Origin of the sequence: Methylocella sp. CPCC 101449 (assembly GCF_031921685.1) — a bacterium.
Taxonomy (GTDB): domain Bacteria; phylum Pseudomonadota; class Alphaproteobacteria; order Rhizobiales; family Beijerinckiaceae; genus Terripilifer.
On sequence record NZ_JAPDHU010000002.1, the window covers coordinates 685,062 to 709,094 of the forward strand.

The 24,033-nt window shown below is 61.3% G+C and carries 20 protein-coding genes and 1 tRNA gene; 11 read left to right on the top strand and 10 right to left on the bottom strand.

Features of this window, described 5'->3' with window-relative positions:
• Positions 1–72 precede the first annotated feature (72 nt).
• From OIM99_RS13935 to OIM99_RS13965, 7 genes are all read right to left on the bottom strand, one after another.
• A complete protein-coding gene (locus OIM99_RS13935) occupies positions 73–702 on the bottom strand; it encodes a glutathione S-transferase family protein (protein WP_311851024.1) in 630 nt (209 codons plus the stop codon).
• 31 nt (positions 703–733) lie between these two features.
• Entirely contained in the window at positions 734–1,747 is a 1,014-nt protein-coding gene (locus OIM99_RS13940; RefSeq protein ID WP_311851025.1) for an ABC transporter substrate-binding protein, read from the bottom strand.
• 44 nt (positions 1,748–1,791) lie between these two features.
• Positions 1,792–2,616, bottom strand: coding sequence for an ABC transporter permease (locus OIM99_RS13945; protein WP_311851026.1), 825 nt, complete (start codon positions 2,614–2,616; stop codon positions 1,792–1,794).
• The gene (locus tag OIM99_RS13950; RefSeq protein ID WP_311851027.1) at positions 2,613–3,455 is read right to left on the bottom strand and encodes an ABC transporter ATP-binding protein; all 843 of its coding nucleotides are present in this window, start codon (positions 3,453–3,455) and stop codon (positions 2,613–2,615) included. The genes OIM99_RS13945 and OIM99_RS13950 overlap by 4 nt, the downstream gene beginning before the upstream one ends.
• A gap of 18 nt (positions 3,456–3,473) precedes the next feature.
• Positions 3,474–3,869, bottom strand: a complete 396-nt coding sequence (locus tag OIM99_RS13955; RefSeq protein ID WP_311851028.1) for a RidA family protein — start codon at positions 3,867–3,869, stop codon at positions 3,474–3,476.
• Between the two features lie 9 nt (positions 3,870–3,878).
• Complete coding sequence (locus OIM99_RS13960) at positions 3,879–5,024, bottom strand: hypothetical protein (protein WP_311851029.1); 1,146 nt, start codon at positions 5,022–5,024, stop codon at positions 3,879–3,881.
• 72 nt (positions 5,025–5,096) lie between these two features.
• Positions 5,097–6,239 carry a cupin domain-containing protein gene (locus tag OIM99_RS13965; RefSeq protein ID WP_311851030.1) on the bottom strand — a complete coding sequence of 381 codons (1,143 nt, stop codon included), beginning with the start codon at positions 6,237–6,239 and terminating at the stop codon, positions 5,097–5,099.
• Between the two features lie 378 nt (positions 6,240–6,617).
• Here OIM99_RS13965 and OIM99_RS13970 point away from each other — a divergent pair, with 378 nt between their 5' ends.
• From OIM99_RS13970 to OIM99_RS13980, 3 genes are all read left to right on the top strand, one after another.
• Positions 6,618–7,343 (top strand): FCD domain-containing protein, encoded by a 726-nt coding sequence (locus OIM99_RS13970; protein ID WP_311851031.1) that lies wholly within the window; start codon positions 6,618–6,620, stop codon positions 7,341–7,343.
• A 181-nt stretch (positions 7,344–7,524) separates the two neighbouring features.
• Positions 7,525–11,316, top strand: a complete 3,792-nt coding sequence (locus tag OIM99_RS13975) for an autotransporter domain-containing protein (RefSeq protein WP_311851032.1) — start codon at positions 7,525–7,527, stop codon at positions 11,314–11,316.
• Positions 11,317–11,328: 12 nt separating this feature from the next.
• The gene (locus tag OIM99_RS13980; protein ID WP_311851033.1) at positions 11,329–11,883 is read left to right on the top strand and encodes an invasion associated locus B family protein; all 555 of its coding nucleotides are present in this window, start codon (positions 11,329–11,331) and stop codon (positions 11,881–11,883) included.
• Here the strand turns inward: OIM99_RS13980 and OIM99_RS13985 are convergent, their stop codons facing one another.
• Positions 11,884–12,291: a DUF2177 family protein gene (locus OIM99_RS13985; RefSeq protein ID WP_311851034.1), complete on the bottom strand. Its 408-nt coding sequence runs from the start codon at positions 12,289–12,291 to the stop codon at positions 11,884–11,886.
• A 341-nt stretch (positions 12,292–12,632) separates the two neighbouring features.
• Here OIM99_RS13985 and OIM99_RS13990 point away from each other — a divergent pair, with 341 nt between their 5' ends.
• The 6 genes from OIM99_RS13990 (at position 12,633) to OIM99_RS14015 (ending at position 20,028) form a co-directional block, all read left to right on the top strand.
• Positions 12,633–13,478 (top strand): class I SAM-dependent methyltransferase, encoded by an 846-nt coding sequence (locus OIM99_RS13990; RefSeq protein WP_311851035.1) that lies wholly within the window; start codon positions 12,633–12,635, stop codon positions 13,476–13,478.
• Between the two features lie 212 nt (positions 13,479–13,690).
• Positions 13,691–15,019 carry an MFS transporter gene (locus OIM99_RS13995; RefSeq protein WP_311851036.1) on the top strand — a complete coding sequence of 443 codons (1,329 nt, stop codon included), beginning with the start codon at positions 13,691–13,693 and terminating at the stop codon, positions 15,017–15,019.
• 210 nt (positions 15,020–15,229) lie between these two features.
• A complete protein-coding gene (locus OIM99_RS14000) occupies positions 15,230–16,603 on the top strand; it encodes a diguanylate cyclase domain-containing protein (RefSeq protein ID WP_311851037.1) in 1,374 nt (457 codons plus the stop codon).
• 116 nt (positions 16,604–16,719) lie between these two features.
• Positions 16,720–18,522, top strand: coding sequence for a single-stranded-DNA-specific exonuclease RecJ (gene recJ, locus OIM99_RS14005; RefSeq protein ID WP_311851038.1), 1,803 nt, complete (start codon positions 16,720–16,722; stop codon positions 18,520–18,522).
• A 196-nt stretch (positions 18,523–18,718) separates the two neighbouring features.
• Positions 18,719–18,794 (top strand) — tRNA-Glu (locus OIM99_RS14010).
• Between the two features lie 295 nt (positions 18,795–19,089).
• A complete protein-coding gene (locus OIM99_RS14015) occupies positions 19,090–20,028 on the top strand; it encodes an FkbM family methyltransferase (protein ID WP_311851039.1) in 939 nt (312 codons plus the stop codon).
• Between the two features lie 50 nt (positions 20,029–20,078).
• Here OIM99_RS14015 and OIM99_RS14020 read toward each other — a convergent pair whose 3' ends face one another.
• A complete protein-coding gene (locus tag OIM99_RS14020; RefSeq protein ID WP_311851040.1) occupies positions 20,079–21,062 on the bottom strand; it encodes a tripartite tricarboxylate transporter substrate binding protein in 984 nt (327 codons plus the stop codon).
• Between OIM99_RS14020 and OIM99_RS14025 the strand changes: the two genes are divergently transcribed.
• Together OIM99_RS14025 and OIM99_RS14030 are read left to right on the top strand one after the other, a co-directional pair.
• A complete protein-coding gene (locus OIM99_RS14025) occupies positions 21,037–22,359 on the top strand; it encodes an FAD-dependent monooxygenase (RefSeq protein WP_311851041.1) in 1,323 nt (440 codons plus the stop codon). The genes OIM99_RS14020 and OIM99_RS14025 overlap by 26 nt on opposite strands.
• A 193-nt stretch (positions 22,360–22,552) precedes the next feature.
• The gene (locus OIM99_RS14030) at positions 22,553–23,260 is read left to right on the top strand and encodes a L,D-transpeptidase (protein WP_311851042.1); all 708 of its coding nucleotides are present in this window, start codon (positions 22,553–22,555) and stop codon (positions 23,258–23,260) included.
• A 64-nt stretch (positions 23,261–23,324) separates the two neighbouring features.
• Here OIM99_RS14030 and OIM99_RS14035 read toward each other — a convergent pair whose 3' ends face one another.
• Positions 23,325–23,906, bottom strand: a complete 582-nt coding sequence (locus OIM99_RS14035) for a DUF308 domain-containing protein (protein WP_311851043.1) — start codon at positions 23,904–23,906, stop codon at positions 23,325–23,327.
• Positions 23,907–24,033: the final 127 nt, after the last annotated feature.

Sequence of the window (24,033 nt, forward strand, 5' to 3'; positions counted from 1 at the left end):
CTGTCTCCCAAGAGCCTAAACGCGGGTATAAAAGAAGGCGCGTCGGATCCCGGCGCGCCTCGTTGTCGATACTTACGCCGCCTTGGCGATAGTGCTTTCCTTGCTGCCGATGGCGACCTGGAAGGCGGGGCGGCCTTCGATGGCCTTCATCCATCGGGTCAGGTTCGGCAGTTCCGGCTTATCGATTGGGAATTCCAGGCAGCGCTTGGCGACGCTCGCCATGGCGATGTCGGCGAGCGTCAGGCGGCCGAGCGCCAGCCAATCCTTGCCGGCAAGCGCACCGTCGAGGATTTTCATCTGCGCGACGAGATCGGCCGCCTGGGCGGCGAAATCGGCGCTGCGTTCGGCTTCCGGCTTCTTGGCATCGCGGAACACGGCGAGATAGGGCGCGTTCAGCGAGCCGAGATGCCAATCCATCCAACGCTCGACCTGCGTCTTCTCGGCCGGCGTCGCGCCGTTGAATTCCGGCTTATGCAAAGCGGCAAGATAACGCAGGATCGTGTGCGATTCCCAGGTGGTGACGTCGCCATCGACCAGCGTCGGCACCTTCATGTTGGGATTGAGCGCACGGTAGTCGTCGGTGTTGGTGTTGCCGAACTGGCGACCGTAGTCCTCGCGCGCATAAGGCACGCCCACCTCTTCGAGGAAGAACAGGACTTTCTGCACATTGCCGGAGGTTTGCCGGCCAAGAACACGGATCATTTGGTACTCTCCTCTAGTGGTAGCCTGACGCCTATCGCTTCAGCGGATTGGCGCCCTTGAGATATTTGTCGGTGAAGGCGGAGGCGGCCGGGATCGACTGTTTCATCACTTCCTGCTCGACCAGGGTCTTGACCGTCGAGGCCCAGACCGCTTCCGTCATCCAGCCGATGCCATTGGCCTTGGTGTCGTCGCTGAAGAAGCTGTGCTTCACGTCGGCTTCGATCTGCTGCACGAGCACGGTCTTGCGGTTGGCATATTCCGGATTGGCCTTGATGATAATGTCGGCGGCTTCAGCCGGATTGTTGGCCACATCGGCGAAGGCCTGCATATAGGCGTTGACGAAACGCTGCACCACGTCGCTTTTTTCGGCGATCATCTTCTCGGTGGTGAACAGGCCCGAGCCATAGACCTTGTAGCCGAAGTCCGAGCCCTGCATGATCGACAGCGAGCCCGGGCCGCCGGCCTTGGCTTCCAATTCCGGCACTTCGGCATCGATATAGCCGGGCACCGCATCGACACGGCCGAGCAGCAGATAGTTCTCGTAAGGCGGCGTCACCGTGCTCTGTTTGATGTCGTTGAGCGTCATGCCGTTGGTGGCAAGAAAGGCCTTGAGGAAGACGTAGGTCGAGCCCGACGGCTGCACGCCGATGTTGAGCCCCTTGAGATCCTGCGGCTTGGTCAGTTTCGTCTTGCTGGCCAGCGACAGCATTGCCAGCGGGCTGTGCTGGTTGACGGCGGCGAGCGCCACCACCGGCACGTTCTGCGAACGCGACACGGCGAGCGTCGGCAAATCGCCGAAGCCGAATTCGGCGTTGCCATTACCGACCAGACGCATGGCGTTGGGCGAGCCCGTGCCCTTCTGGATCGCCGTCACTTCGATGCCGTTCTTGGCGTAATAGCCCTTTTCCTGAGCGACGAAGAACATGGCATGATTGCCGCGCACCACATAGTCGAGCTGCACGCTGACCTTATCGGCGGCCTGGGCACCCGAATGGGCGGCCGAGCCGGCGACGACGAGGAGGGCGGCGAACGCTAATCTTCTCATAGGTCTGGTCCTCTGGTTCAGTTTGGATTGGCTTGTTGTTGTGGTTAGTGAGAACGTTGCCTCGTGTCGTATTTCGGAGCCCACGGCACGAGGAACCGTTCGGCCAGTTCCACCACGTAGTAGAAGGCAAGGCCGAGCACCGAAATGACGAGCAGAGCTGAGAAGACCAGCGGCGTATCCAATTGCGTCGAGGCAAACTGGATCACGTAGCCGAGGCCCGCATTGGCGCCGGCGAATTCGCCGACGATGGCGCCGATGACGCTGAAGGTGATCGCCACTTTCAGGCCGGCGAAGAGATGCGGCAGCGCATGGGGGATACGCACCCGCAACATGATCTTGTTCTTGTTGGCGCCGACCGATTTCATCAGCGACACGAAGGACGGTTCGACCGATTGCAGACCGGCGAGCATGTCGATGGTCACCGGGAAGAAGGCGATGACGACGATGAGCAGCAGCTTCGGCGCCATGTCATAGCCGAACCACAGGATGAAGATCGGTGCCAAAGCCACCTTCGGCACGTTCTGGAACAGGACGATCAGGGGATAAAGCGCCCGACCGAAGCGTTCGAAACGGGAGATGACCAATGCCACGGCGATGCCGACCACCGCCGAGAGGATGAAGCCGACGAGCACCTCGATAGCGGTCACCTTGGCCGCTACCATCAGATGATAACGGCTCTCGATCAACGAGCGGAACACGGCGCTCGGCGCCGGCACGACGAATTCCGGCACGTTGAACAGGCGCACGCCCAATTCCCACACGAGGAGGGCGGCGATCATCAGCCCGGCGGCCGGGATGAAGTCCGGCAGCGGCTTGCGCACGTTGTCTGATCGGGCCTGGGACACGCCGCTTTGCACCACTTCCGTCACGACGTCCTCCTGTGGCTTTCGATCAACAGACCGCGCAGGCGCTTTTCGGCGGCCTTGAACGCGGGTTCCGAATAACTTTCCTCGCCGCGCGGCCGGGCCACGGTGATCGGCAGGGTTTCGATGATGCGGGCAGGGCCGGTCCCCATCACATGCACTTCATCGGAGAGCAGCACGGCTTCATCGATGGAGTGGGTGACGAGCACGATGGTCTTGCCGGTGCGCTCCCAGATGTCGAGCAAACATTCGCTCATCTCTTCGCGGGTGATGGCGTCGAGCGCGCCGAACGGCTCGTCCATCAAGAGCACCTGCGGATCGAGCGCGAGCGCGCGGGCGATGGCGACGCGCTGGCGCATGCCGCCGGAAAGCTGCGACGGCATTTTCTTTTCCGCGTCGCGCAGGCCGACCAGTTTCAGCATCGCTTCGGCGCGGCCGAAGGCTTCCGACTTGGCGATCGATTCATCCGCCGTCATCAAGAGGAAGGCAGCATTCTCAAGCGCGTTCTTCCACGGCAACAGGGTCGCTTCCTGGAAGACGAGGCCGATCACGCGTTTCTTGGCGGCCTCTTCCGGCGCGATACCGTCGACGGTGACCGAGCCTTCGCTGGGCGGCACGAGGCCGGCCAATACTTTCAAGAGCGTGCTCTTGCCGCAACCGGATGGCCCGATCAGCGAAACGAAGCTGCCGCGCGGAATGGAAATGTTGACGCTCTGCAAGACGCGCTGGCGCCGACCCGCATGGGTGAAATCGACGGCGATATGGCGTCCGATGATTTGCGCCTCAGCCGTCTCCGGCAGGGAAGCGACAGAAGGGGCGGGGGCGACGGTCTCGGCGAGCATCATGGCATCTCCCTTAGCGGCTCACTTGCCCTTGATCGGCTTGTAAACGATCACTTCGATTTCGATCTTGGTGCTGATCACCGCGCGCGCTTCGATCGTGGTGCGGGCGAGGGTGGCGTCCTTGAAATATTGGCCGAACACTTTGTTGTAGCGGCCGAAGTCGCGCGTATCCTCGAGATAGGTGGTGGCGCGCACCACGTCGGCGAGCGTGCAGCCTTCGAGCGCGATGATGCGCTGAATAGATTCGATCGTCGCGGCGGTTTCTTCCTCGATCGTGCCGGAAATCATGTTGCCATCGGCATCCTTCGCCACCTGGCCGGAAACGAAAATGTAGTCGCCGGCGCGCACGGCCGGATGGAACGGCAGGTTCGGGTTCTTGTTGCCGATCGGATAAACGTCGTTACGCGTCTCAGTCATGACAGGTCCTTAGCGAAAAGCGTCCGCTTCGATGATGTCGACGCCACTGACGCGGTCGACGAGATAGATGAGCCCACGGCTGTCCATGGTGACGTCGTTGGAAGAGGGGCGATCGGCACCCGGTGCCGCCGGCGGCACGTAGTAGCCAATCTCCTTGGGCTGGTAGGGGTCGGCGAAGTCGACGATGCGCAGACCCTGCGCGAACCAGGCGAAGGGCACGATCGTGCCGGAAAAGCGCTCCGAGGGCTGATGACAACCGGTCATCGCTGGCTGCGCTTTGCCGTCGGGATCAAGGCCCGGCACCTGGAAGGTCGAGATTGGCACGGGCAGGCGCTCGTTGGTGATGTCGTAGACCCAGGTGAACGACGGTGGCGACGGCCACAGTTTCGCAACGTCCTCATCGGCCACGATCATGATGTTGCGGCCCTTCAAGGGCTTGGGCATCACCAGGCAGGTGTGGGTGGGGTGCGGATAGGACGGGCTGGTGTTGTAGGCGGAGACCAGCGTCGGCTTCGACATGTCGGAGATGTCGAGAATGAAGAAGCCGTGGTGCCAGTAGCTCACATAGAGCCGGTCGCCGTGGCGCAGCGGATGGTGGCAACGCGGCGTCGGCCAGTCGTTACCCCACGGATAGGCTTCGCCACCCGCCTGCCACTGACCGGGAATCCACCAGCGGCCGACTTCTTCAGGACGGGTCGGGTCCTTCAGGTCGAGGATCATCGTGATATTGCCGACATAGCCTTCGGCGGTTGGCGAGATATAGGCGTAGCGGCCGTCGAAATCGAAACGATGTACGCCGCCGCCCTTGGTGCGCCACTCGCACAGCAGTTTCGGCTGCGCCGGATTGGACACGTCATAGATGTTGAGGCCGCCGCCGATGTCGCCCGGCTGGTTCTTGCCGAACCGTTCGACGTTGACGACCATGATATTGTCTTTGACGCGCACCTTGTGCGAGTGCCAGCCGGTCGGCACTTCGATCTCGGAGATCACCTTGGGCTTGCGGGGGTCGGCGACGTCGATGATCGTCGTGCCCGAAGTCGGGCGCATATGACCGACATACATGGTCGAGCCTTCCACCCAGACCTGGCCACCGCCCGGTGTTTCGATCCGGGCGATGTGGGTCGTGTTGGATTGGCGGGCGGGTTTGTCGAGCACGGAAGACTCCTGCGAAAAGTAGTGTAGGGGGCGGGCGCCTATGGCCGGCCGGAACGTCAGGCCAATGGCCGGTCAGACCAGTTGTGAAACTTGGCCCGAGGCGCTCTTGCCCCACTTCTTGTAGAGATCGAGTTTCTTCAGCGTAGGCTCGTCGCTGGCGACGAAGAGAACCAACGGCTCCTTGTCGGATGTGTTGTGATGTTCGAACCAGGAGCCGCCGGGGATGGCCAGCGTGTCATATTCTTTCCAGTCCATGCGCTTGCCGTTGACGATGGAATAGCCCTGGCCTTCGAAAGGCGAGACGAGCAGGCTCGATGTCGTGCGCACCGGCAGGGTCTTGCCGCCCGGATGCAGCATCTGCGCGAAGAACGTCATGGTCTTGAACACCGGCTGACCGGTGGTCGGGTCGATATATTCGACCATCAGGCCATCGTGCTCGTCACCCGGGTTCTCGCGATGCTTGTTCAAGAGCTCGCGCACCATGTCCCAGCGATAGAGGAACATCGGCGAGGAATAGCCCGCGCCGCGTGACTTGGTGCCGGCGAAGCGCGGCATCAGGCCGCCATAGCCATAGGTCTTCTGCGAATAGTCGGGTGTGAAACGCTCGGTCTGCTGCTTCAGCGGCACGATCTTGCCATCGATTTCTTCTTTATAGTCGTGATCGAAGTGGATGGCGTTGAGCGTCTCGACGAGCGGCAGATCGAGCACCGAGAGGTTGAGCGCGCGTTCGTTGCCGACGGTGCCGTGATTGTGCCAGGTGTCGTTGGGCGTCAGCACGAGGTCGCCGGGACCAAACACCATGTTCTCGCCGTCGACGCCGGTGAAATTGCCCTGGCCCTTGAGGCCGAAACGCACCGCGCTTGGTGAATGCTTGTGCGGCGGCATGATCTCGTTGGCGTCGTTGAGCCGATAAGCCGTGTACATGGTCGACACGGTGGCGCGGCGCGGCGCGAGGCCCGGATTGACCAGCACCAGCGAACGGCGCTCGGAATCATCCATGGTGATGAGTTCGACGGCGCGATTGAGAATAGGCTCGATATCCTCGGCGCAGCGCCAGACGTAAGGCACGGCCTTGGGGCTCGCCATGAGCTGCTTGATTTCGTCATGCGCCACATCGGCTGACGTCGCCCAGAAGGGGAACATGTGGTTGGCGGCGACGTCGTCGTAGAGCGCCTTCAGTTCCACATCACGGTTGCGCAATAGAGTGTCGGACATGCGGGCCTCCCGTTAGCCTCTCGCTGAATGAGGGCAAGTTAGGCGCGCAACCCGACCGAGGTCAACCAAAAACAACCAATGATATTGGTTAAATGTTGGACGCCTGTGCATCATTGCAGTGCACATTGCATTGATGCAGTGCAAAATCACAAAATATCGGTATTTCAGGGCTATTTTGTGAGTTGGGACAAGCGTTCTGAGAGGCGATCGTAGACTCAACCAAAAATTTTGGTTGAGATATCGAGCCGACCGATGTACAAATTGCGGGGTAAGTTCACCGGCACGTTTGTCCTGCGTGGCATCCGCCCGTTAGTTTCTGCGGAGATCGATTCCGGTCGCTCCAGGCTCCACATTCCTCGAGGTTCGAAGACAGCCTTCATGACAGCGATTGTGTCCAGTACCCGTTCCACCCCTCGCAAGCCCAGCGGCGCGAAGCTCTCTCAGGCCCAAAAGCCCGATGACGATCTGGAAGAGTTGAAGGATGCCATCCGCGCCATGGCGGCGGACAAGAAGCTTGCGTCCGAGCGCGACCTGGCTGAAACCCTGGGCGTCAAGCGCCATCAATTGCGCCGCGCCTTGCTGGCCTTGCGTGCCAATGGTGAACTGGAACCGGCGCGGGCCAAGCGGCAGTCTTTGGTCAGTCACGATGGCGAGAGCCTGGTGCGGGCCACCAATCCGATGGAAGTGATCGAAATGCGCATCGCCATCGAGCCGTTTCTGGCGCGGCTGGCGGCGGTGCGGGCCTCGCCGCAGGAAATGGCGCGTATCGAACAGGCCGCGACCACGGCGAGCGACGTCGACAGCGGCGCTTGGGACGTGGCCTTTCATAAGCTGATCGCCGCCGCTTCCGGCAACAAGCTGGCGGCCTCGCTGTACAGCCTGCTGCGGCAGGTTTCGAGCGACGCACGCGTGCGGCTTGGCAGCAGCAACCGTCCGGCGACGCCGCAGCGCATCGCCACGCGCGACACGGAGCATCGCGCCATCGCCCAAGCCATCGTGCGCCGCGACCCTGATGGCGCCGACCGTGCCATGCGCGCCCATCTTGCGTCCGTGCAGAAGCGCGTCATGGAGCAGCTCAATCCGGGGGCAATCCCGCATCCCTAGCCGAGAGCGCTCAGGGGCAAAGCACAAGAGGCTTTTGGCAGTCCTTACCCGGAGATTCCGGCAAGATACTGTTGCGCCTGAGCTTCAAACATTGACAATGGGTAAAAACCCTGGAAAGTCCCAACTGGGCAGTCGGTAGATTTGCGTAGTCGTGAGTTTATACCGTAGGGGACTGGTATCCATGGAATTTACCGCTTTGTCGGTCGGCGCTGCCGACCGGATTGTCCGTTTGCGCGTGCAATTTCTGTCTGAGACCAGCCAGCTCGCGCTGCGGTCGGCGGCGGGGATGGTCGTGCTGGCAAGCTCGACGCTGTTCGTTCCCACAGGCGCCCAGGCGGCCTGCACAGTCGTCGGCACGACTGTGCAGTGTGACACCACCTCCACGAGCAATACGACCTTTGCGACCAATACGCCCAACGACCGGGAATACTCGGGGAATTCGGCAACTCCGCTTCAGCTCACGATTGACCCGGGCGCAGCGGTCAGCGGTTTCGGTATCGCCTTCTCCAACACGGGCGCTGGCGGTGTCACCGTCACGAATGGCGGCACGATCAGCGTCGATGCAGGCAACACGCCGACGGTCGGTGGTACGGCGGCACTGTCTGTCACCGCCGCCGGCGGGCCGATCATCTATACGGGCGGTGCGATCACCAACAACGGTAACGGCAACGCCTTCGATGTGCTTCAGAACGGCGCCGGTACGGTCAACATCAACATTACCGGTGCTATCACCGCGGCGACCGGCGAAGGTCTTACCGTGCGCGACACCGCCACCGGCGGCAACATCAGCGTCACGACTGGCGCGGTGACGGCGCTGGCCGGGGGCAAGGACGGCATCGACGTTCAGACGCAATCGACGAGCGCCAATGTGACGATCGTGGCGAACGGCGATGTCAAGGCGGGTAATGCCGGCATCGTCGGCGCGATCTTCCCGGCGGCGGGTACCGGCAATATCGACATCACGGCCAATGGCGCGATCGACGCGCGCTTCGGTATCGACGCGGAGAACTTCGGCACGGGCTCAACGACGGTGAAGACGGTTGGCCCGGTGACGGCGACGTCAGGCAACGGTGTGTTCGCGTTGACGACGGGCGGCAATGTGTCGGTGACGACAGGTGCGGTCAGCTCGACGGGCAATATTGCGATCGTCGCCCGTCAGACCAGTGCAGCTGGCGCAGGCACCATCGGCGTGACGACCAACGGCGATGTCTCGGGTACGACGGGCATCGAGGCGACCAACGCCGGTACCGGCGCGATCACTGTGATCACCGGCGGCACGGTGACGGGCACATTCTCCGAAGGCATCAAGGCGACGGGCAACGCCGGGGTAGACGTGCAGGTGGCTGGCACGGTGACGGGCGCCACGAGTGGCCTGAGCTTGATCGGCGGCACCGGCGGTGCGGGTAATATCTCGGTGACGGGCACCGGCGGTTTCGTCGGTGGCAGCGGCGACGCGGCGAACATCAAGAACAACGGTTCGGGCACGGTCACGGTCAATATCTCGGGCGCCAGCAGTTCGACGGCGGGCGAGGGCATCGTGGTGCGCGACACCGCCACCGGCGGCAACATCAGCGTCACGACTGGCGCGGTGACGGCGCTGGCCGGGGGCAAGGACGGCATCGACGTTCAGACGCAATCGACGAGCGCCAATGTGACGATCGTGGCGAACGGCGATGTCAAGGCGGGTAATGCCGGCATCGTCGGCGCGATCTTCCCGGCGGCGGGTACCGGCAATATCGACATCACGGCCAATGGCGCGATCGACGCGCGCTTCGGTATCGACGCGGAGAACTTCGGCACGGGCTCAACGACGGTGAAGACGGTTGGCCCGGTGACGGCGACGTCAGGCAACGGTGTGTTCGCGTTGACGACGGGCGGCAATGTGTCGGTGACGACAGGTGCGGTCAGCTCGACGGGCAATATTGCGATCGTCGCCCGTCAGACCAGTGCAGCTGGCGCAGGCACCATCGGCGTGACGACCAACGGCGATGTCTCGGGTACGACGGGCATCGAGGCGACCAACGCCGGTACCGGCGCGATCACTGTGATCACCGGCGGCACGGTGACGGGCACATCAGGCAGCGGCATCATAGCGAGCGGCACCCACGCGGTGAATGTGCAGATTGCCGGTACCGTGACCGGCGCTATGAATGGCCTGACTTTGATTGGCGGCGCCAGCATCATCAACGTCTCCTCATCTGGCGCGGTCCGCAATCTGTCAGGCCTGTCCAATGACATGGCGATCCAAACCAATGCCGCGACGCTGACGTTGACCAACGCTGGTTCGATCGTCGGCACGGTTCAACTCACTGGCGCCGCAACCCAGTTTCTCAATAACGGAAGCTGGAACAGCGCCGGCGGAACCAGCGACTTTGGTGGCGGCGCGAGTACGCTGGTTAACAACGGCACCTTTGTCGGCGGAAGCTCCGCTGGTATCGCCCAGATGACGCAATGGTCCAATCTGTCCCAGTTCACCAATCAAGGTCTTTTGACCATGATAGACGGCGGCGCTGGCGATATGATCCGGCAGACGGGTGGCAATGCCACTTTTGCGGCCGGTAGCACCCTGGCGATCGATATCAACGCGGCTGGTGCGGCCGACAGGTTCAGCACATCGGGCACTGCGACGATCAATGGCGCGACGCTGGCGGTGAATGCATCAGGTGGCATAGCCGCTTACGGCACGCGCTACACCGTGCTCACTGCCGACGCTGGTGTCAGCGGTCATTTTAATTCTGTAACGGGTCTGCCCGCGGGCACCGCCTTTGTGAAGCTCGTCGATGTTTACGACGCCAACAACGCCTATCTCGAAGTGCAAAAATATCGCAACTTCGCCGATGCGGGCTGGACGCCGAACCAGATCTCGACGGGACGCGGCCTCGACAGCCTCGGGCCGGGACAATTGGCCAATGCGGTTGGCGCCTTGGCCACCGATGCCCAGGCGCGCGCCGCCTTCGATCAGCTTTCAGGTGACACGCATGCCTCGATCAGCACGGCGCTGGTCGAGGACAGCCGCTTCGTGCGTGGCAGCGCGCTTGATCGTCTGCGCAGCGCCTTCGGAGCGCCGGGCGCGGCGAGTGTGCCGGTCATGTCCTATGCGCCAGGTGGCCCGTCCTCCGTGCGGCTGGCGCCGGTCGAACGTTTCGCCATCTGGGGCCAGGCCTATGGCTCCTGGGGCCGCTGGAACGGCGATGGCAATGCGGCAGGACTGAAGCGTTCGACGGGCGGCTTCACCGTCGGTGTCGACACGCCTGATTTCGGCACGCTTGCGATGCCTGTCCGTTTTGGCATGCTCGCCGGCTACAGCAACACCAGCTTCAACGCTGGCAGCCGCACCTCGTCGGGCTCAAGCGACAATTATCACATAGGTCTTTATGCCGGCACGCAATGGGGGGCGTTCGGCTTCCGCGCCGGCGTCATGCACACTTGGCACGACATCCGCACGAGCCGCTCCGTCGCCTTCATGGGCTTCGCTGACTCCTTGCGCGGTAGCTACGACGCGCGCACCACGCAGGTGTTCGGCGATCTCGGCTATCGGATCGATGCGGGCCGCTTCGGCTTCGAGCCCTTCGCCAACCTCGCCTATGTCAATCTGCGCACCAATGGCTTCCGCGAAACAGGCGGCGCGGCGGCTCTGACGAGCCAGGGCAGGACCAGCAGCATCACCTTCTCGACGCTCGGTCTGCGGGCCTCGAGCCAGCTCGACCTCGGCGGCATGGCCTTGACGGTTCGCGGTACGCTCGGCTGGCGCCATGCCTTCGGCGCGGTGACGCCGCAGGCGGTGTTCGCCTTCGCCGGCGGCGCCCCGTTCACGATCTCCGGCATTGCCATCGCCCGCGATGCAGCGGTGGCTGAGGCGGGCCTCGATCTGATGTTGACGCCGGCTGCGACATTTGGGATCAGCTATAGCGGTCAGTTCGCCCGCGCCGCCAACGATCAGAGCCTGAAGGCCAATCTGGCGGTGAAATTCTAAGAAGGATTCACCGTGCTTCGTTCTGTCATATTTGCTGCTCTGATGTCGGGAACGGTTTTGGCGACGGGGGCGGCTTTGGCCCAATCTCCGTCAACTCAGTCGCCGGCTGCGCAAAGCGCGCTTCCCGGCGGTGCCACCTCCCTGCGGGAGACGTTCGAGGATTGGCAGGTGGCTTGCGTCACCCAGAACAATGCCAAGCGGTGCGCGCTCGGGCAGGAGCAGTTCGGCCAGAACCGTCAGCGCGTGCTGGCGATCGAACTCGTTCCCGGCGACAACAATTCGCTCAGCGGGACCTTGGTGATGCCGTTCGGCCTGTTGTTCGAGCCGGGCATCACCATGCAGCTCGACGACAAGCCGTTCGGCAAGCCGTTGCGCGTGCGCACCTGCGTGCCGGCCGGCTGTATCGTGCCGCTGCAATTCGACACGGCGACGTCCAATGCCCTGAAGGGCGGTGCTACGTTGAAATTGACCGCCACGCCGAGCGAGAGCACGACGCCGGTCAATTTTGCGATTTCGCTGAAAGGCTTTTCGGCGGGCTTGAACCGCACCGTTGCCCTGGCGAAATAATTAGCCGGCAGCGAAGGCGCGCGCGCCGAAATATCCGGCGGTCGCGGCGAGAGCGGTCAGGAACGTTCCCCAACACAGGTCGACGATCGTGATGATTGTCGACCATTTCGCCAAAGTCGCCTGATTGGTCAGGTCATACGTGCCATAGGCGACGAGGCCGAGCAGGGCGCCATTCAGAAGCGCGGTCGTCCACTGTCCCGCGGCCAGCGCCGGCACAACTGCGAACCAGACGATGCCGAAGACATAAAGCGCATAGAACAAGATGGCGGGCGCCAGATTGAAGTCTGGGCGCAACAAATCTCCAAGCTGGTTCCGGTAAAGCGGTTGCGCGGTCGCAGACAGCCAGACTACATCGAGCGCCAACATGCAAAGCGCGGCGGACAGATACCCGGCGATAAAATTTCTCATTCTTCACCCCTCATCTCTCCGTCATTACGAAGCTGGAATGATGTGGGATTTCCTACCGATATCCGCGCACGATCACATATCCGTTACATCGCTCTGCTGGAACGTTTTGCAGTGCGGCGACATTATCCTCCATGGCCCGGAACGCTTGACTTTTCAGAGGGTGAGCCCGACCTTCGCCCTCGTTCAAGAAAGCCGTTCCCGGTTCAGAGGCGGGAGTGGTCGATCCGCGAATGACGCCATTGGCGTTTTCGGGCGAAGTGGATACCGGTTCGCCTCAAGAAAACGCGTGAGAATTCTAGGTTTAGTCTCGAGGTCCCGTTGGGCCGCCATCGGAGGAACGTATGACGTTGAAAGCTTCTGTGTCGATGACCTGTCTCGCGGTCGCGCTCGGTCTCGGCCTGACTTCGGCCGCGTTGGCGCAGGCCCAGCCGGCGCCCTCAACCGACTACAAGCCGTCGGTCGGTCAGCAGGGCAAGGACGTGGTGTGGGTGCCGTCGCCGCAAGCCCTGGTCGATCGCATGCTCGACATGGCTAAGGCCACCACCAGCGATTTCGTCATCGATCTGGGATCGGGTGACGGCCGCACCGTCATCACCGCCGCCAAGCGCGGCATCAATGCGCTCGGCATCGAATACAATCCCGACATGGTGGCGCTGGCGCAGCGCAACGCCGCCGAGGCGGGTGTCACCGACAAGGCGAAATTCGAGAAGGCGGATCTCTTCGAGAGCGATTTCTCCAAGGCGACCGTCATCACCATGTTCCTTCTGCCGAACATCAATCTGCGGCTGCGCCCGAAGATTCTCGACATGAAGCCCGGCACCCGCATCGTCTCCAACACTTTCGATATGGGTGAATGGCAGGCCGACGATCAGGTGCAGGCGACGACCGACTGCACCTCCTATTGCCGCGCCTATTTCTGGATCGTGCCGGCCAAGGTCGACGGCGGCTGGCGCAGCGGCAACAGCGAGATCAAGTTGGAGCAGAAGTTCCAGCAGTTCACCGGCACGGTGACGACCGGCAATGTGGTGGCGCCGATCTCCAACGGCAAACTGGTCGGCGACACGATCACCTTTACCGCCGGCAGCACCGAATATACCGGCAAGGTCAACGGCGATGCCATTGAAGGCACCGCCCGCACCAACGGCACCGATGCCAAGTGGCAGGCGAGCCGCGTCGCCAAATCGTAATCGGCGACGCCCAAGTCTAAGCGTTGCGACGAGCCGCCCGTACCAACGGGCGGCTCATTTTTTAAAGTTATGTAAAATCAAAATCCTAATCAGTTTATTTCATAAATCAGATTAGGCTGGACCTCGGCCGGCCATTGAAGTGAAATGTCAGGAGGCCGCCAGGATTCGGGCGCAGCGGTTGCCTGTCTGACGGGGCCGGGGAGCAAACGCGCATGGCTGAAGCTGGGACGTCCGTATCTTCGACGGCGCGAAGCCTTGCCGATATCGAAGCCTCCACCATGCGCAAGGTGTCGTGGCGGCTCATTCCCTTTTTGATCCTGGCCTATTTCCTGGCTTACCTCGATCGCGTCAATCTCGGCTTCGCCGCGCTGACGATGAACGACGAGCTGAAATTCTCCCCGCTGATCTTCAGTTGGGGCGCCGGCATTTTCTTCATCGGCTACTTCCTGTTCGAAGTGCCGAGCAACGTCATTCTGCACAAAGTGGGCGCCCGCCGCTGGATCGCGCGCATCATGGTGACCTGGGGGCTGATCTCGGCGCTGATGGCCTTGGTCGGCGGGCCGATCAGTTTTTACATCCTGCGCTTTCTGCTTGGCGTCGCCGAGGCTGGCTTTTTCCCCGGCATCATTCTCTATCTGACCTATTGGTATCCGGCCGAATATCGCGCCCGCATTCTCGCGGCTTTCACGGTCGCCGTGCCGCTGTCGACGGTGATCGGTGCGCCGATTTCCGGCTATCTGCTTGGCCTCGATGGTCTCGGCGGCCTGCGTGGCTGGCAATGGCTGTTCATTCTCGAAGGCGTGCCGTCGATCCTGCTTGGCATTGTCACCTGGTTCTATCTCACCGATCGCCCGGCGCAGGCAGGCTGGTTGAGCGGCGAACAGAAGCAATGGCTCATCGCACGGCTGACCGAGGAAGAGAGCGCCAAGGAGACGGCGCAGCACATGACACTGAGCGAGGTCTTGGCGTCGCCGAAAGTGCTGGTGCTGAGCCTGGTCTATTTCGGTTTCGTCGCGGCTCTCTATGGCATGCAGTTCTGGCTGCCGCAGATCGTCAAGGCCTTCGGCCTCAGCAATCTGCAGACCGGTTTTGTCACGGCCATCCCTTATCTCTTCGGCTCGATCGCCATGGTCCTCTGGGGCCGGCATTCGGACCGAACGCGCGAGCGCGTCTGGCATGTGGTGCTGCCGCTGCTGCTCACCGCGCTGGCCCTGGCTGCCGCCAGCACCTTGACCGACCCGATCCTTACCATGGTGGCGCTGACCCTGGCGGCGATCGGCATTTTCTGCACTTTCGCCCTGTTCTGGACCTTGCCCACCGCTTTTCTCAGTGGTGCTTCGGCGGCCGCCGGCATCGCGATGATCAATTCCATCGGCAATCTAGCCGGTTTCGGCGGGCCTTATCTGATCGGCTGGATCAAGGACAGCACCGGCAGCACCTCGACCGGGCTGCTGATCCTGGCGGTCATGCCGTTCGTGGCGGCGCTTCTCGTGGTTCTGCTCAGGCATGACCGTCGCGCCGAATTCGCGGCGGCAAAATAGGGGCTAATCGGCCAAATGGCCTGGTCCAGCTCAAGATGGATGCGAAATGTCCCGAGATGGGCCATAATCTCTTGTCAGATTTCGCCTTCTTCGGCCGCAAGCTTCACAGAAGATAAACGACATTTAGCGATATGATTATGTCTGAGACGCCGCGCCCCATAGAGTTTGGACGGGGTAGAGCTGGAACTTGGACTTTCGGGGCGCTAATCGATGCTGACGACGCAAAAGGCTGGACGTGGGATCGTTGGGGCCCTGATCGCCACCTGCATGGCTCTGGGCATCGCAACGATCGGGACGCAATACATCGTCTCGAGCCAGGGCGATGTCGCCGCGCGCGCGACCGCGCAGACCCAGCAGATCGCCCAACTCGCCCGTTTCCCGGCGCAGCTCGCCGCCACCGAAATGGATTTCCGCAATCAGGCCGCCGTGCCGCGCGGCACGCTCACCGCCAAATTCAGCCAGGCCATGAGCCAGCTCGACGCTTCCGCCAACGCCATCGCCCGCAACTATGCCGAGGGCAGCGCGACGCGTGTCCAGTTCAGCAATCTCTACGGCGATTTGCGCAGCCGCTATGACGCGGCCTTCCGCGCCTTGTCCGAGGATCTCGCCGGCAATCGTCGCAGCACCGATTATTTCGTCGTTCATGCCGATGGCATCAACCAGGCCTCGCAGGCAGTCTCCACCGCCGCCACGGGCTTGATGGAAGATGAGCTGCGGCAGATGCCGTTGCAGGCGCAGGCGCTCGCCAATGCCGGTAGCCGCATGTCGGAAATGTGGATTCTCGCCGGGCTCGCAGTGCTCGGCATCATGTGCGCCTATGGTCTCGTCGTTGCGCGCAACGCCAACAAAGTCATGCGTCTCGCCGATGCCGTGCGCCACCATCGCACCGTGCCGGTGCAAGCCGCCAGCGAAGCCGAGAAAGACGCATCGCCCGAAACACCGCGCACGCGTCCCCCAGTAGCTGCCGCCGATCTGCCGCGGCTGATCGACGAAGCCATTCCGACGGCGCTTGCCGACGAATTGAAGACCGGCGTGTTGTTCATCGCCATGACCAATCTCGAGGCGTTGCGCCTCGATCATACCGGCGAAGAAGTCGAGGATTTGCAACTTGGCGTGCGCGACAGCATCGCCGCGGCGCTGCGTCCTTCCGACGTGGTGGCGCGCTTGGGCGACGGCGAATACGGCATCCTGCTCGCTGAAATGCGCCAGCGCGGTGACTTCGTGCCGATCGAACAACGTATCCGCCGCGCCATCACTTTCGCGCAAATGCGTTTCCCGCAATTCGCCGGCAAGAACATCGCGCTGCGCAGCAACTCGGCCATGTATCCGATCGACGGCTATCGCGGCGACGATCTGCTGCGCTCGGCCCGCACCATGGGGCACGTCAATCGCGAGCACGTGCAACTGAGCCACGATCCCGCTCAAGTCGAAGAAGCACCGCTGGCTTCGGCCGAGATCGCTGAACCGCCCGTCCAACAAGCTGCCGCGCCGGTGGTTGCGCCACAGCCGCAGGCGGCGCCGGCTCCGCAGAACGGACGCAAGCCGCCTGATCGCTGGGACCGCGACGATCTGATTTTCACCTAATCTAAAGCGATTTTCGGGCCAAAAACGTCTAACTGCGTGCATTTGGCATGGGACAACTGGGGTTCTGACGCGCGCCCGCTGTCGCTGCTGGTCTTCCGGCAGGCTACCATGCGTCCATGTTGGACACGGCGGTTCGGCCCGCATTCCTCAATGTCGAACGCTCGGTGACGGGCGTGCCCTGGCGTGATCGGCTGGGGCCGGACGGGCGTGCCATATCGGAAGCCCTGGTGCAGCAGTTCGGCATCAGCGACATTCTTGCCCGTGTTCTTGCCGGCCGTGGCGTGACGCCTGAAACGGCGCTGCCTTTCCTGCATCCAACCGTACGCGACGCCATGCCTGATCCAGCCACCATGGTGGACATGGAGCCGGCCATCGCGCGATTGGCGCAGGCCATCACGGCGGGCGAACGGATCGCCATCTTCGGCGACTATGACGTCGATGGCGCATGCTCGTCGGCTTTGCTCGCCGACTTCCTGCGCCATTGCGGCAGCGACCACGCCGTCCATATTCCCGATCGCATCTTTGAAGGCTATGGCCCCAACAACGATGCCATCAGCCGCTTGGCTGCCGACGGTGCGACCCTGCTGGTGACGGTCGATTGCGGCACGGCGAGCATCGAGCCATTCGAACATGCGCGCACGCTTGGGCTCGACGTCATCGTGCTCGATCACCACCAGGCGCCGGAAGTGCTGCCCTCGGCCAGCGCCATCGTCAATCCGAACCGGCTCGATGATCTCTCGGGCCTCGGCTACCTCTGCGCCGCCGGCGTCGTGTTCATGACCCTGGTCGCGCTCAATCGGCGCCTGCGCGAGCAGGGCTTTTGGCGTGAGAGCCGTCCGGCACCGGATCTCTTGAAGAGCCTCGACCTCGTGGCGCTCGCCACCGTCGCCGACGTGGTGCCGCTGCGCGGTCTCAATCGAGCCTTCGTCAGCACTGGCCTACAAGTGATCCGCGGGCGCGGCCGCATCGGTCTGCGCGCGCTCTTCGATGCCGCCGGCCTTGATGGACCGCCGCAGGCCTTCTCGCTCGGCTTCATGATCGGGCCGCGCATCAATGCGGGCGGGCGTATCGGCGATGCTTCGCTCGGCGCGCGGCTTCTCTCCCTCGATGACGAAGCGGAGGCGGTGCGCATCGCCGCCGAACTCGATCGTCTCAACAAGGAACGTCAGGTTCTCGAAATGGCGGCCGTCGCCGAAGCGGAGGCGGAAGCTCTAGCCTCGCTCGGTCTCGACGAAGAAGGAGCTGCGGTGGTCGTCGCCGCTTCGCAAGGCTGGCATCCTGGCATCGTTGGCCTTGTGGCGGCACGGCTGAAGGAGCGGTTCGGCCGGCCGGCTTTCGCCATCGCCATGGGCGGGCTCACGGGCACGGGTTCCGGCCGCTCCATTCCCGGCGTCGACCTCGGCAAGGCGGTGCGCGCCGCTGTCGAAGCACACATCCTGGTGAAAGGCGGCGGCCATGCCATGGCGGCGGGCGTGACGGTCGAGCGCGACAAGCTCGGTGCCTTCCGCGCCTGGCTCGAGGAGCGGCTCGGCGAGACCGTGGCACGCGCCCGGGCCGAACATGCCCTTATCATCGACGCGGCGCTGACCGCTGGCGGCGCGCGCAAGGAAATGGTCGCCGACGTGGAACGGGCAGGACCTTTCGGCTCGGGCAATCCGGAGCCGGTGTTTGCTCTGCCGTCGCTGCGCATTCTCGATGCTTCTCAGGTCGGCACCCAGCACGTACGGGTACGTGCCCAGTCGGGTGATTCTGCCCGCATTGACGCCGTGGCCTTTCGGGCGCTGGAAAAGCCGCTCGGCCAGGCCCTGATCCGCCATCGCGGCGAGATTTTGCACCTGGCAGGCACGCTTTCCATCGACCGCTGGGGCGGCAACGAGCGGGTACGGCTGCGCATCATCGACGCCGCCGTGCCGGATTAACCTCGAAAATCCGCGATTTACGTTCAAAATGCCACGCCAGCGGCGCCGGCGCGGCAAGGCGACAAAAACTCCACGAAAATCGCCGGCAAAAACGTCGTCTATGGCTTGCATCGGGCAGGGGCTGTGACTATACCGGCGGCGGTTCGCGAGACCTCTTGCGGAAACGCCGCTGGCGTCTCCATTTCCCGCGATCCCCGCGCCCATCGTCTAGCGGTCTAGGACGTCGCCCTTTCACGGCGAAAACAGGGGTTCGATTCCCCTTGGGCGCGCCAATCGAATCAAATGCTTAGCTGTTTCATTCGACAATCCGCGCTGGCTCAAAACCAGCATGAGAGCACGGATCTGTTAAGCTGCGATGGATCGTCCGGCGCTTCAGGATGAGCCGCGCGAGCGAACAATAGCTGCAAGCTCATCATCCCTCATGTCGTTGACGCCGCGATGTTCGGCTGATGTTCCTCGACGCAAACGCCAGCCACCCCTCTCGGATCGCTGCGATGGCTGGTGCTTGCCACAATGCGACAGATTTGATTTCTTCCAGATCCAAAAAATTGGGGGGATCAGCTCAAAATGAAGCTGTCGAGGCTATTTCGCGAACCCGAGCAGGCTGACATCTTGCTCGACATCAAGAACTCAATCCAAACCCTGTCAGAACAAGTTGGCGCGCTTCAACAGAAGCTTGCACGTATCGAAACCATGGAACACGGTGGCAGGGCCACCTATGTTGGAAATGGCCGCGTTCTGAGCAAGGCGACATTCCAAGACTTCAGTCTGTCCTACTTAGTTCCCGGGAACGATAGGCTTATTGCTCCTCATCTTATCACCCATGGTGAGCATGAGCCCGAGATAGCTGAGTTTTTCATTTCCCATGTCACGAAGGCAGACCATTGCGTCGATATCGGCGCGAATTTTGGCTTTTTCACCGCCCTTATGGGTCGATTGGCAACCGAAGGACGCACGATCGGCGTTGAGCCAGATCCAGAAACCTTTGCTCTTATGCGGGACAATATCTACATCAATTTTCTGGAAGGCCGGGCCGAAGCTATTTGCGGGGCCATTTCAAACCAAGATGGCTCGCTCACGCTTCACCGACGCGATACAAGACCAGGTAACACCAGCATCATTGTTGAACCCTTAGAAAAGCTAGAGCGAATGGGCGAGGCCCCATCGGTAGAATTCTCCGTTCCATCCTACCGGATCGATAGCCTGCTAGAGCGAATGTCGGGTCGTATCGATCACATGAAAATCGATGTCGAAGGAGCTGAGCCTCTTGCCTTCGCGGGGATCAGCGAAACACTAAAAGCCAATCCGAATATTCAGATCGTCATGGAATGGGCGCCAGGGCAAATTCGATCCGCCGGCTTTGATGTTCCTGAATTCACCCGCGAACTGCAAAAACTAAACCTTTATCCCACCGGGATTGCGCAACATGGAGCCACTTGGTCGTTAGGCTATGACTACCTGCTAGGCACTCCATATATGAGCGGCGTTCTATTGACTTTGCAATAAGAGTTGGCCAGTGGGTTCGCTGGATTAAGCCCTCCGACCGATGATCGGAACTATTCCTCATCGATGTTCGCTGTCTTTACGATCTCGCGGTAGCGAACGATATCCCGCTTGATGAAGCTGGCGAATTCGTCGGCGGTGCCGCCCACCATATCGTAGCCAAGATCGGCGAAGCGTTTCTGGAAGGCGGATTCCTTGATGACCACTTGGATGTCATGATTGAGGGCTTCGCGAATGTTCCGCGGTGTCTCGCCCGGAGCCATGATCCCTAGATATCCCGAGTTGTTGTAATTCGGCAGGCCAGCTTCCGCCATTGTCGGAACGTCGGGCAAGACGCTCACTCTTGTATTGCTCGTCACAGCCAAGGGGATCAGTTGGCCTCTTTTGATCGGCTCCATCGCCCCCAGTATGTCGCTACAGTAAATTCCGATTTCATCGCCCAGCACGGCAGCCAATGCGGGCGACACGCCCTTGTAGGGTATATGCGTCAACTTCACGTTGGCCTCGATTTGCAGAAGCTCCATACAGAAGTGATGCGCGCTGCCCTTGCCGACAGAAGCATATTGCAACGGTGGATTGCTTGTTTTGGCCAGATCAAGCAACTCTTTGAGTGTCTTGATGTTCATTTTCGGCCGCACCACAAGGACGTTCGGCGAGGCCGCGAGATAACTGACTGCGGAAAGATCCTTGTCCGTGTCGTAAGGCAAGGACTTATATACGCTTGGATTGACTGAAATAGATGTCGAAGCCAGCAACAGCTTTTGACCGTTCGGCTTTGACTGCGCGATGGCCGATGCGGCAAGAATGTTGCCGGCACCTGGCTTGTTTTCTATCAGCACGGGCACGCCCCAAACCGTTTCCAGGCCTCGTCCGAGTTCACGCGCGACCTGATCAACGGTTCCGCCGGCAGCAAATGGTGCGACAATGGTCACGGGGCCGTTCGGCTTGAATTCCGCAGCCTGAGTCGGCGCAATCGTCTCAAGCCCGAACAACAGTGCGCAAGAAATTGAAGTGATTAGCCAGCGCTGCAAGCCCACGAGCATCTCCCCGAATTTTGTTGTTGTCGAGAAACTGGCAACTGCACTCAACGTTGTCAAATTTCATCCGATGATGTCTTATTTCACTAAGCAACAAGGACTTCATAGGGAGGTCGTATTGGGAAATCGTGCGAAGCGTATTGCTGTCATTGGTGGCGGGATTGGTGGCATGACAGCCGCCGCAGCTCTTCATCAGCGTGGGTTTGAAGTGTCCATTTACGAGCGGGCAGCAAACCTTGGTGAAGTGGGATTTGGTCTCCAGCTTGGTCCCAACGCTGTTAAAGTTGCGCGCGCAATTGGTATTCTCGATGAGTTGAAGAGCTTCGCCGTCGAACCGTCCTCGATGGTTTCGCTCACATGGGACACGGCTGATCTTCGCTTTCGAAATCCGTGGGACGGGCTGATGGAGCGGCGGTTCGGCGCGCCCTACATGATGGCTCATCGTCCAGATCTTCACGAGGCTCTGATCGGCAAAGTACCGTCGGACGCAATCCATCTCAGCAAAAGCTGTGTCGGCGTTGCCAATACCAAAGACGGTGCGACGGCCATTTTTGCCGACGGAACGCAGATCGAAGCAGACGTCGTTATCGGAGCCGATGGTATTCACTCGGCCGTGCGGAAGGTGGTTTTTGGCGAAAGCACGGCACGTTTTACAAATCAGATCTGCTGGCGTGCAGCGGTGCCGATGGAAGATGCGCCTTCTCAAGTCGGACCAAATCGGTCAGTGGAGTTGCACACCAAGGATTACATTGGCTGGATTGGCCCGACCGGCCACGTCATTTGCTATCCAGTCCGCGGCGGTAAATACATGAACATCTTTGCGGGACGTGTCTCGGAGGAATGGGCTGAGGAGTCGTGGTCGGTTCCGTCGAGCGTCTATGAGATGCTCGAAGCTTATGCCGGCTGGAATGATGCCTTGCTCGATATGTTCCGGAAGATAGAGAGCTGCTATCGCTGGGGCATTTATGATCGTGAGCCACTGGAGACCTGGGTGAATGGCAGGATTGGTCTTCTCGGGGATGCGGCTCATCCTATGATGCCGACCCTCGCTCAGGGGGCCGCCCAGTCGATGGAAGACGGTCTGGCCCTGGCGAGGATCTTGTTCGAGCACAAGGACGATCCAGGCGCCGGACTTCTGGCCTATGATCGTGAGCGCCAGCCGAGAGGCAAAAAGGTCCAGCTGCAGGCCCGCGATCAATTTAACAACAACCGGAAGCCGGTCGCGCCCCCGCCGATCAGTGTCGATTGGATCTATGGGTATGACGCTGGCACCGGCGCGACGACGATCGTGGACTAGGGGCACCGCTCTCACGGAATGGGCGCATGTCCGCTTAGTGTGTCAATAATTCCAACAGCTTGCGGGTGTAACCTAATCGGCCTGTTCAATAACAGTCTGATAAGACCTGCATGCGAGCATGTTCCTGCTGGCCTTGCCAATAGACCCGTGTGACGGCAATCTCAGCTTAGTCAGGCGTTTCTGCGAGTTTATCATGATCGACGATGGCATTGCCGCTGCTGGCAAAGGAAACCAGGGTACTGCGCTTGGGCGTCAGTTGGCGCTTCTCAACCGCCGGTCGTTTCTGGCCGGCTCGGCCGCCGGTCTCGGTGCGCTTGGACTTGCCGGCTGCGCGACGACCGACGGCATGAGTTTCGCCGAGGCGACGGCGCTCTACGGGCCGGTGCCCGAGGAAAAGTTCCCGATCCCGGCAACCGATATCAGCAAGCTCGATCCAAAATACTATCGTCGGAAGGTGCGCTACGACAGCAAGGAAGCGCCCGGTACGATCATCGTCGATCCCGGCAACTACCATGTCTACCGCATCGAAGGCGACGGCAACGCCACCCGCTACGGCGCCAATGTCGGTCGCGATGGCTTCCGCTGGAGCGGCGACGCCTATGTCGGGCGCAAGGGCGAATGGGCGACCTGGACACCGCCCAAGGAAATGATCAAGCGCCAGCCCGAGGCAGCGAAATATGCCCGTGGCATGCCAGGTGGTCTCGACAATCCGCTCGGCGCGCGCACGCTTTATCTCTACCAGAACGGCCGCTACACGCTCTACACGATCTACGCCAGCAGCGATGTCGACTCGATCGGCTCAGGTATTACCAGCGGCTGCGTCGGTCTCCTCAGCCAGGACATGCTGCACCTCTATGCGCAAACGCCGGTCAAGACGAAAGTGGTTGTGCTGCCGGCCTAGCCAAGGAATTTGAAATCGGAAAGACGTAGGATGAGCGATTGCCAAAGCAATCGCTCATGTTGCTTTAGGGCGACTGAGCTTCGCGGCGCAGGTCCTTCACCGATAGCCAGACGGCCGAGATCAGGAAATAAACCGCGCCCACCGCGGCATAGCCGGCCACGTTGCTGACGGACGGCGGCGCCGGCATGCGGGCCTGTGAAATGAAAAAGGCGCCGGCCAAGGCCGACTGAGCGCCACTCAAGATCATCGCCCATTGCCCGCCAAAGCTCTTCCAGCGCCGAAGGGCGGTGCCAAGTTGCAACAGGCCGGAGAGAATGGCCCAGGCGCCGAACACCGCGAGCACCCAGTTCATGCTGAACTGCAGCGCCAGGATGACGGCGAGTGTCGTTGCAACGCTAACGGCAACATTGATGGCCTGCGTCCGATTTTTGCCCAGACCGCCGCTGCGTGCCGCATCGACAAAGTTCGCCGCCGCATCCCAGGCAGGATAGGCGACGAGCAGGATGCTCGCGAGCGCCGAGGAATGCTGGGCCAGCGTGAAGGCGGCCACCACCCAAACGACCGAGAAACCCGCGCGGACGAAGTAATAGAACTTGAGCCGTTCCTCCTGAGCGGCGTCAGCGAAATCGGTTGAACTGTTGGTCATATTGATACCTTTCAACTAGTTGGTAGGTTAGGGATGAAATCTGGAGGGCGATTTGCCTGATTTGAGGCCCAAATCCGGAATGGAATCTACCAATTAGATGGTAGGCTTGATCGTCAAATGGATGCCT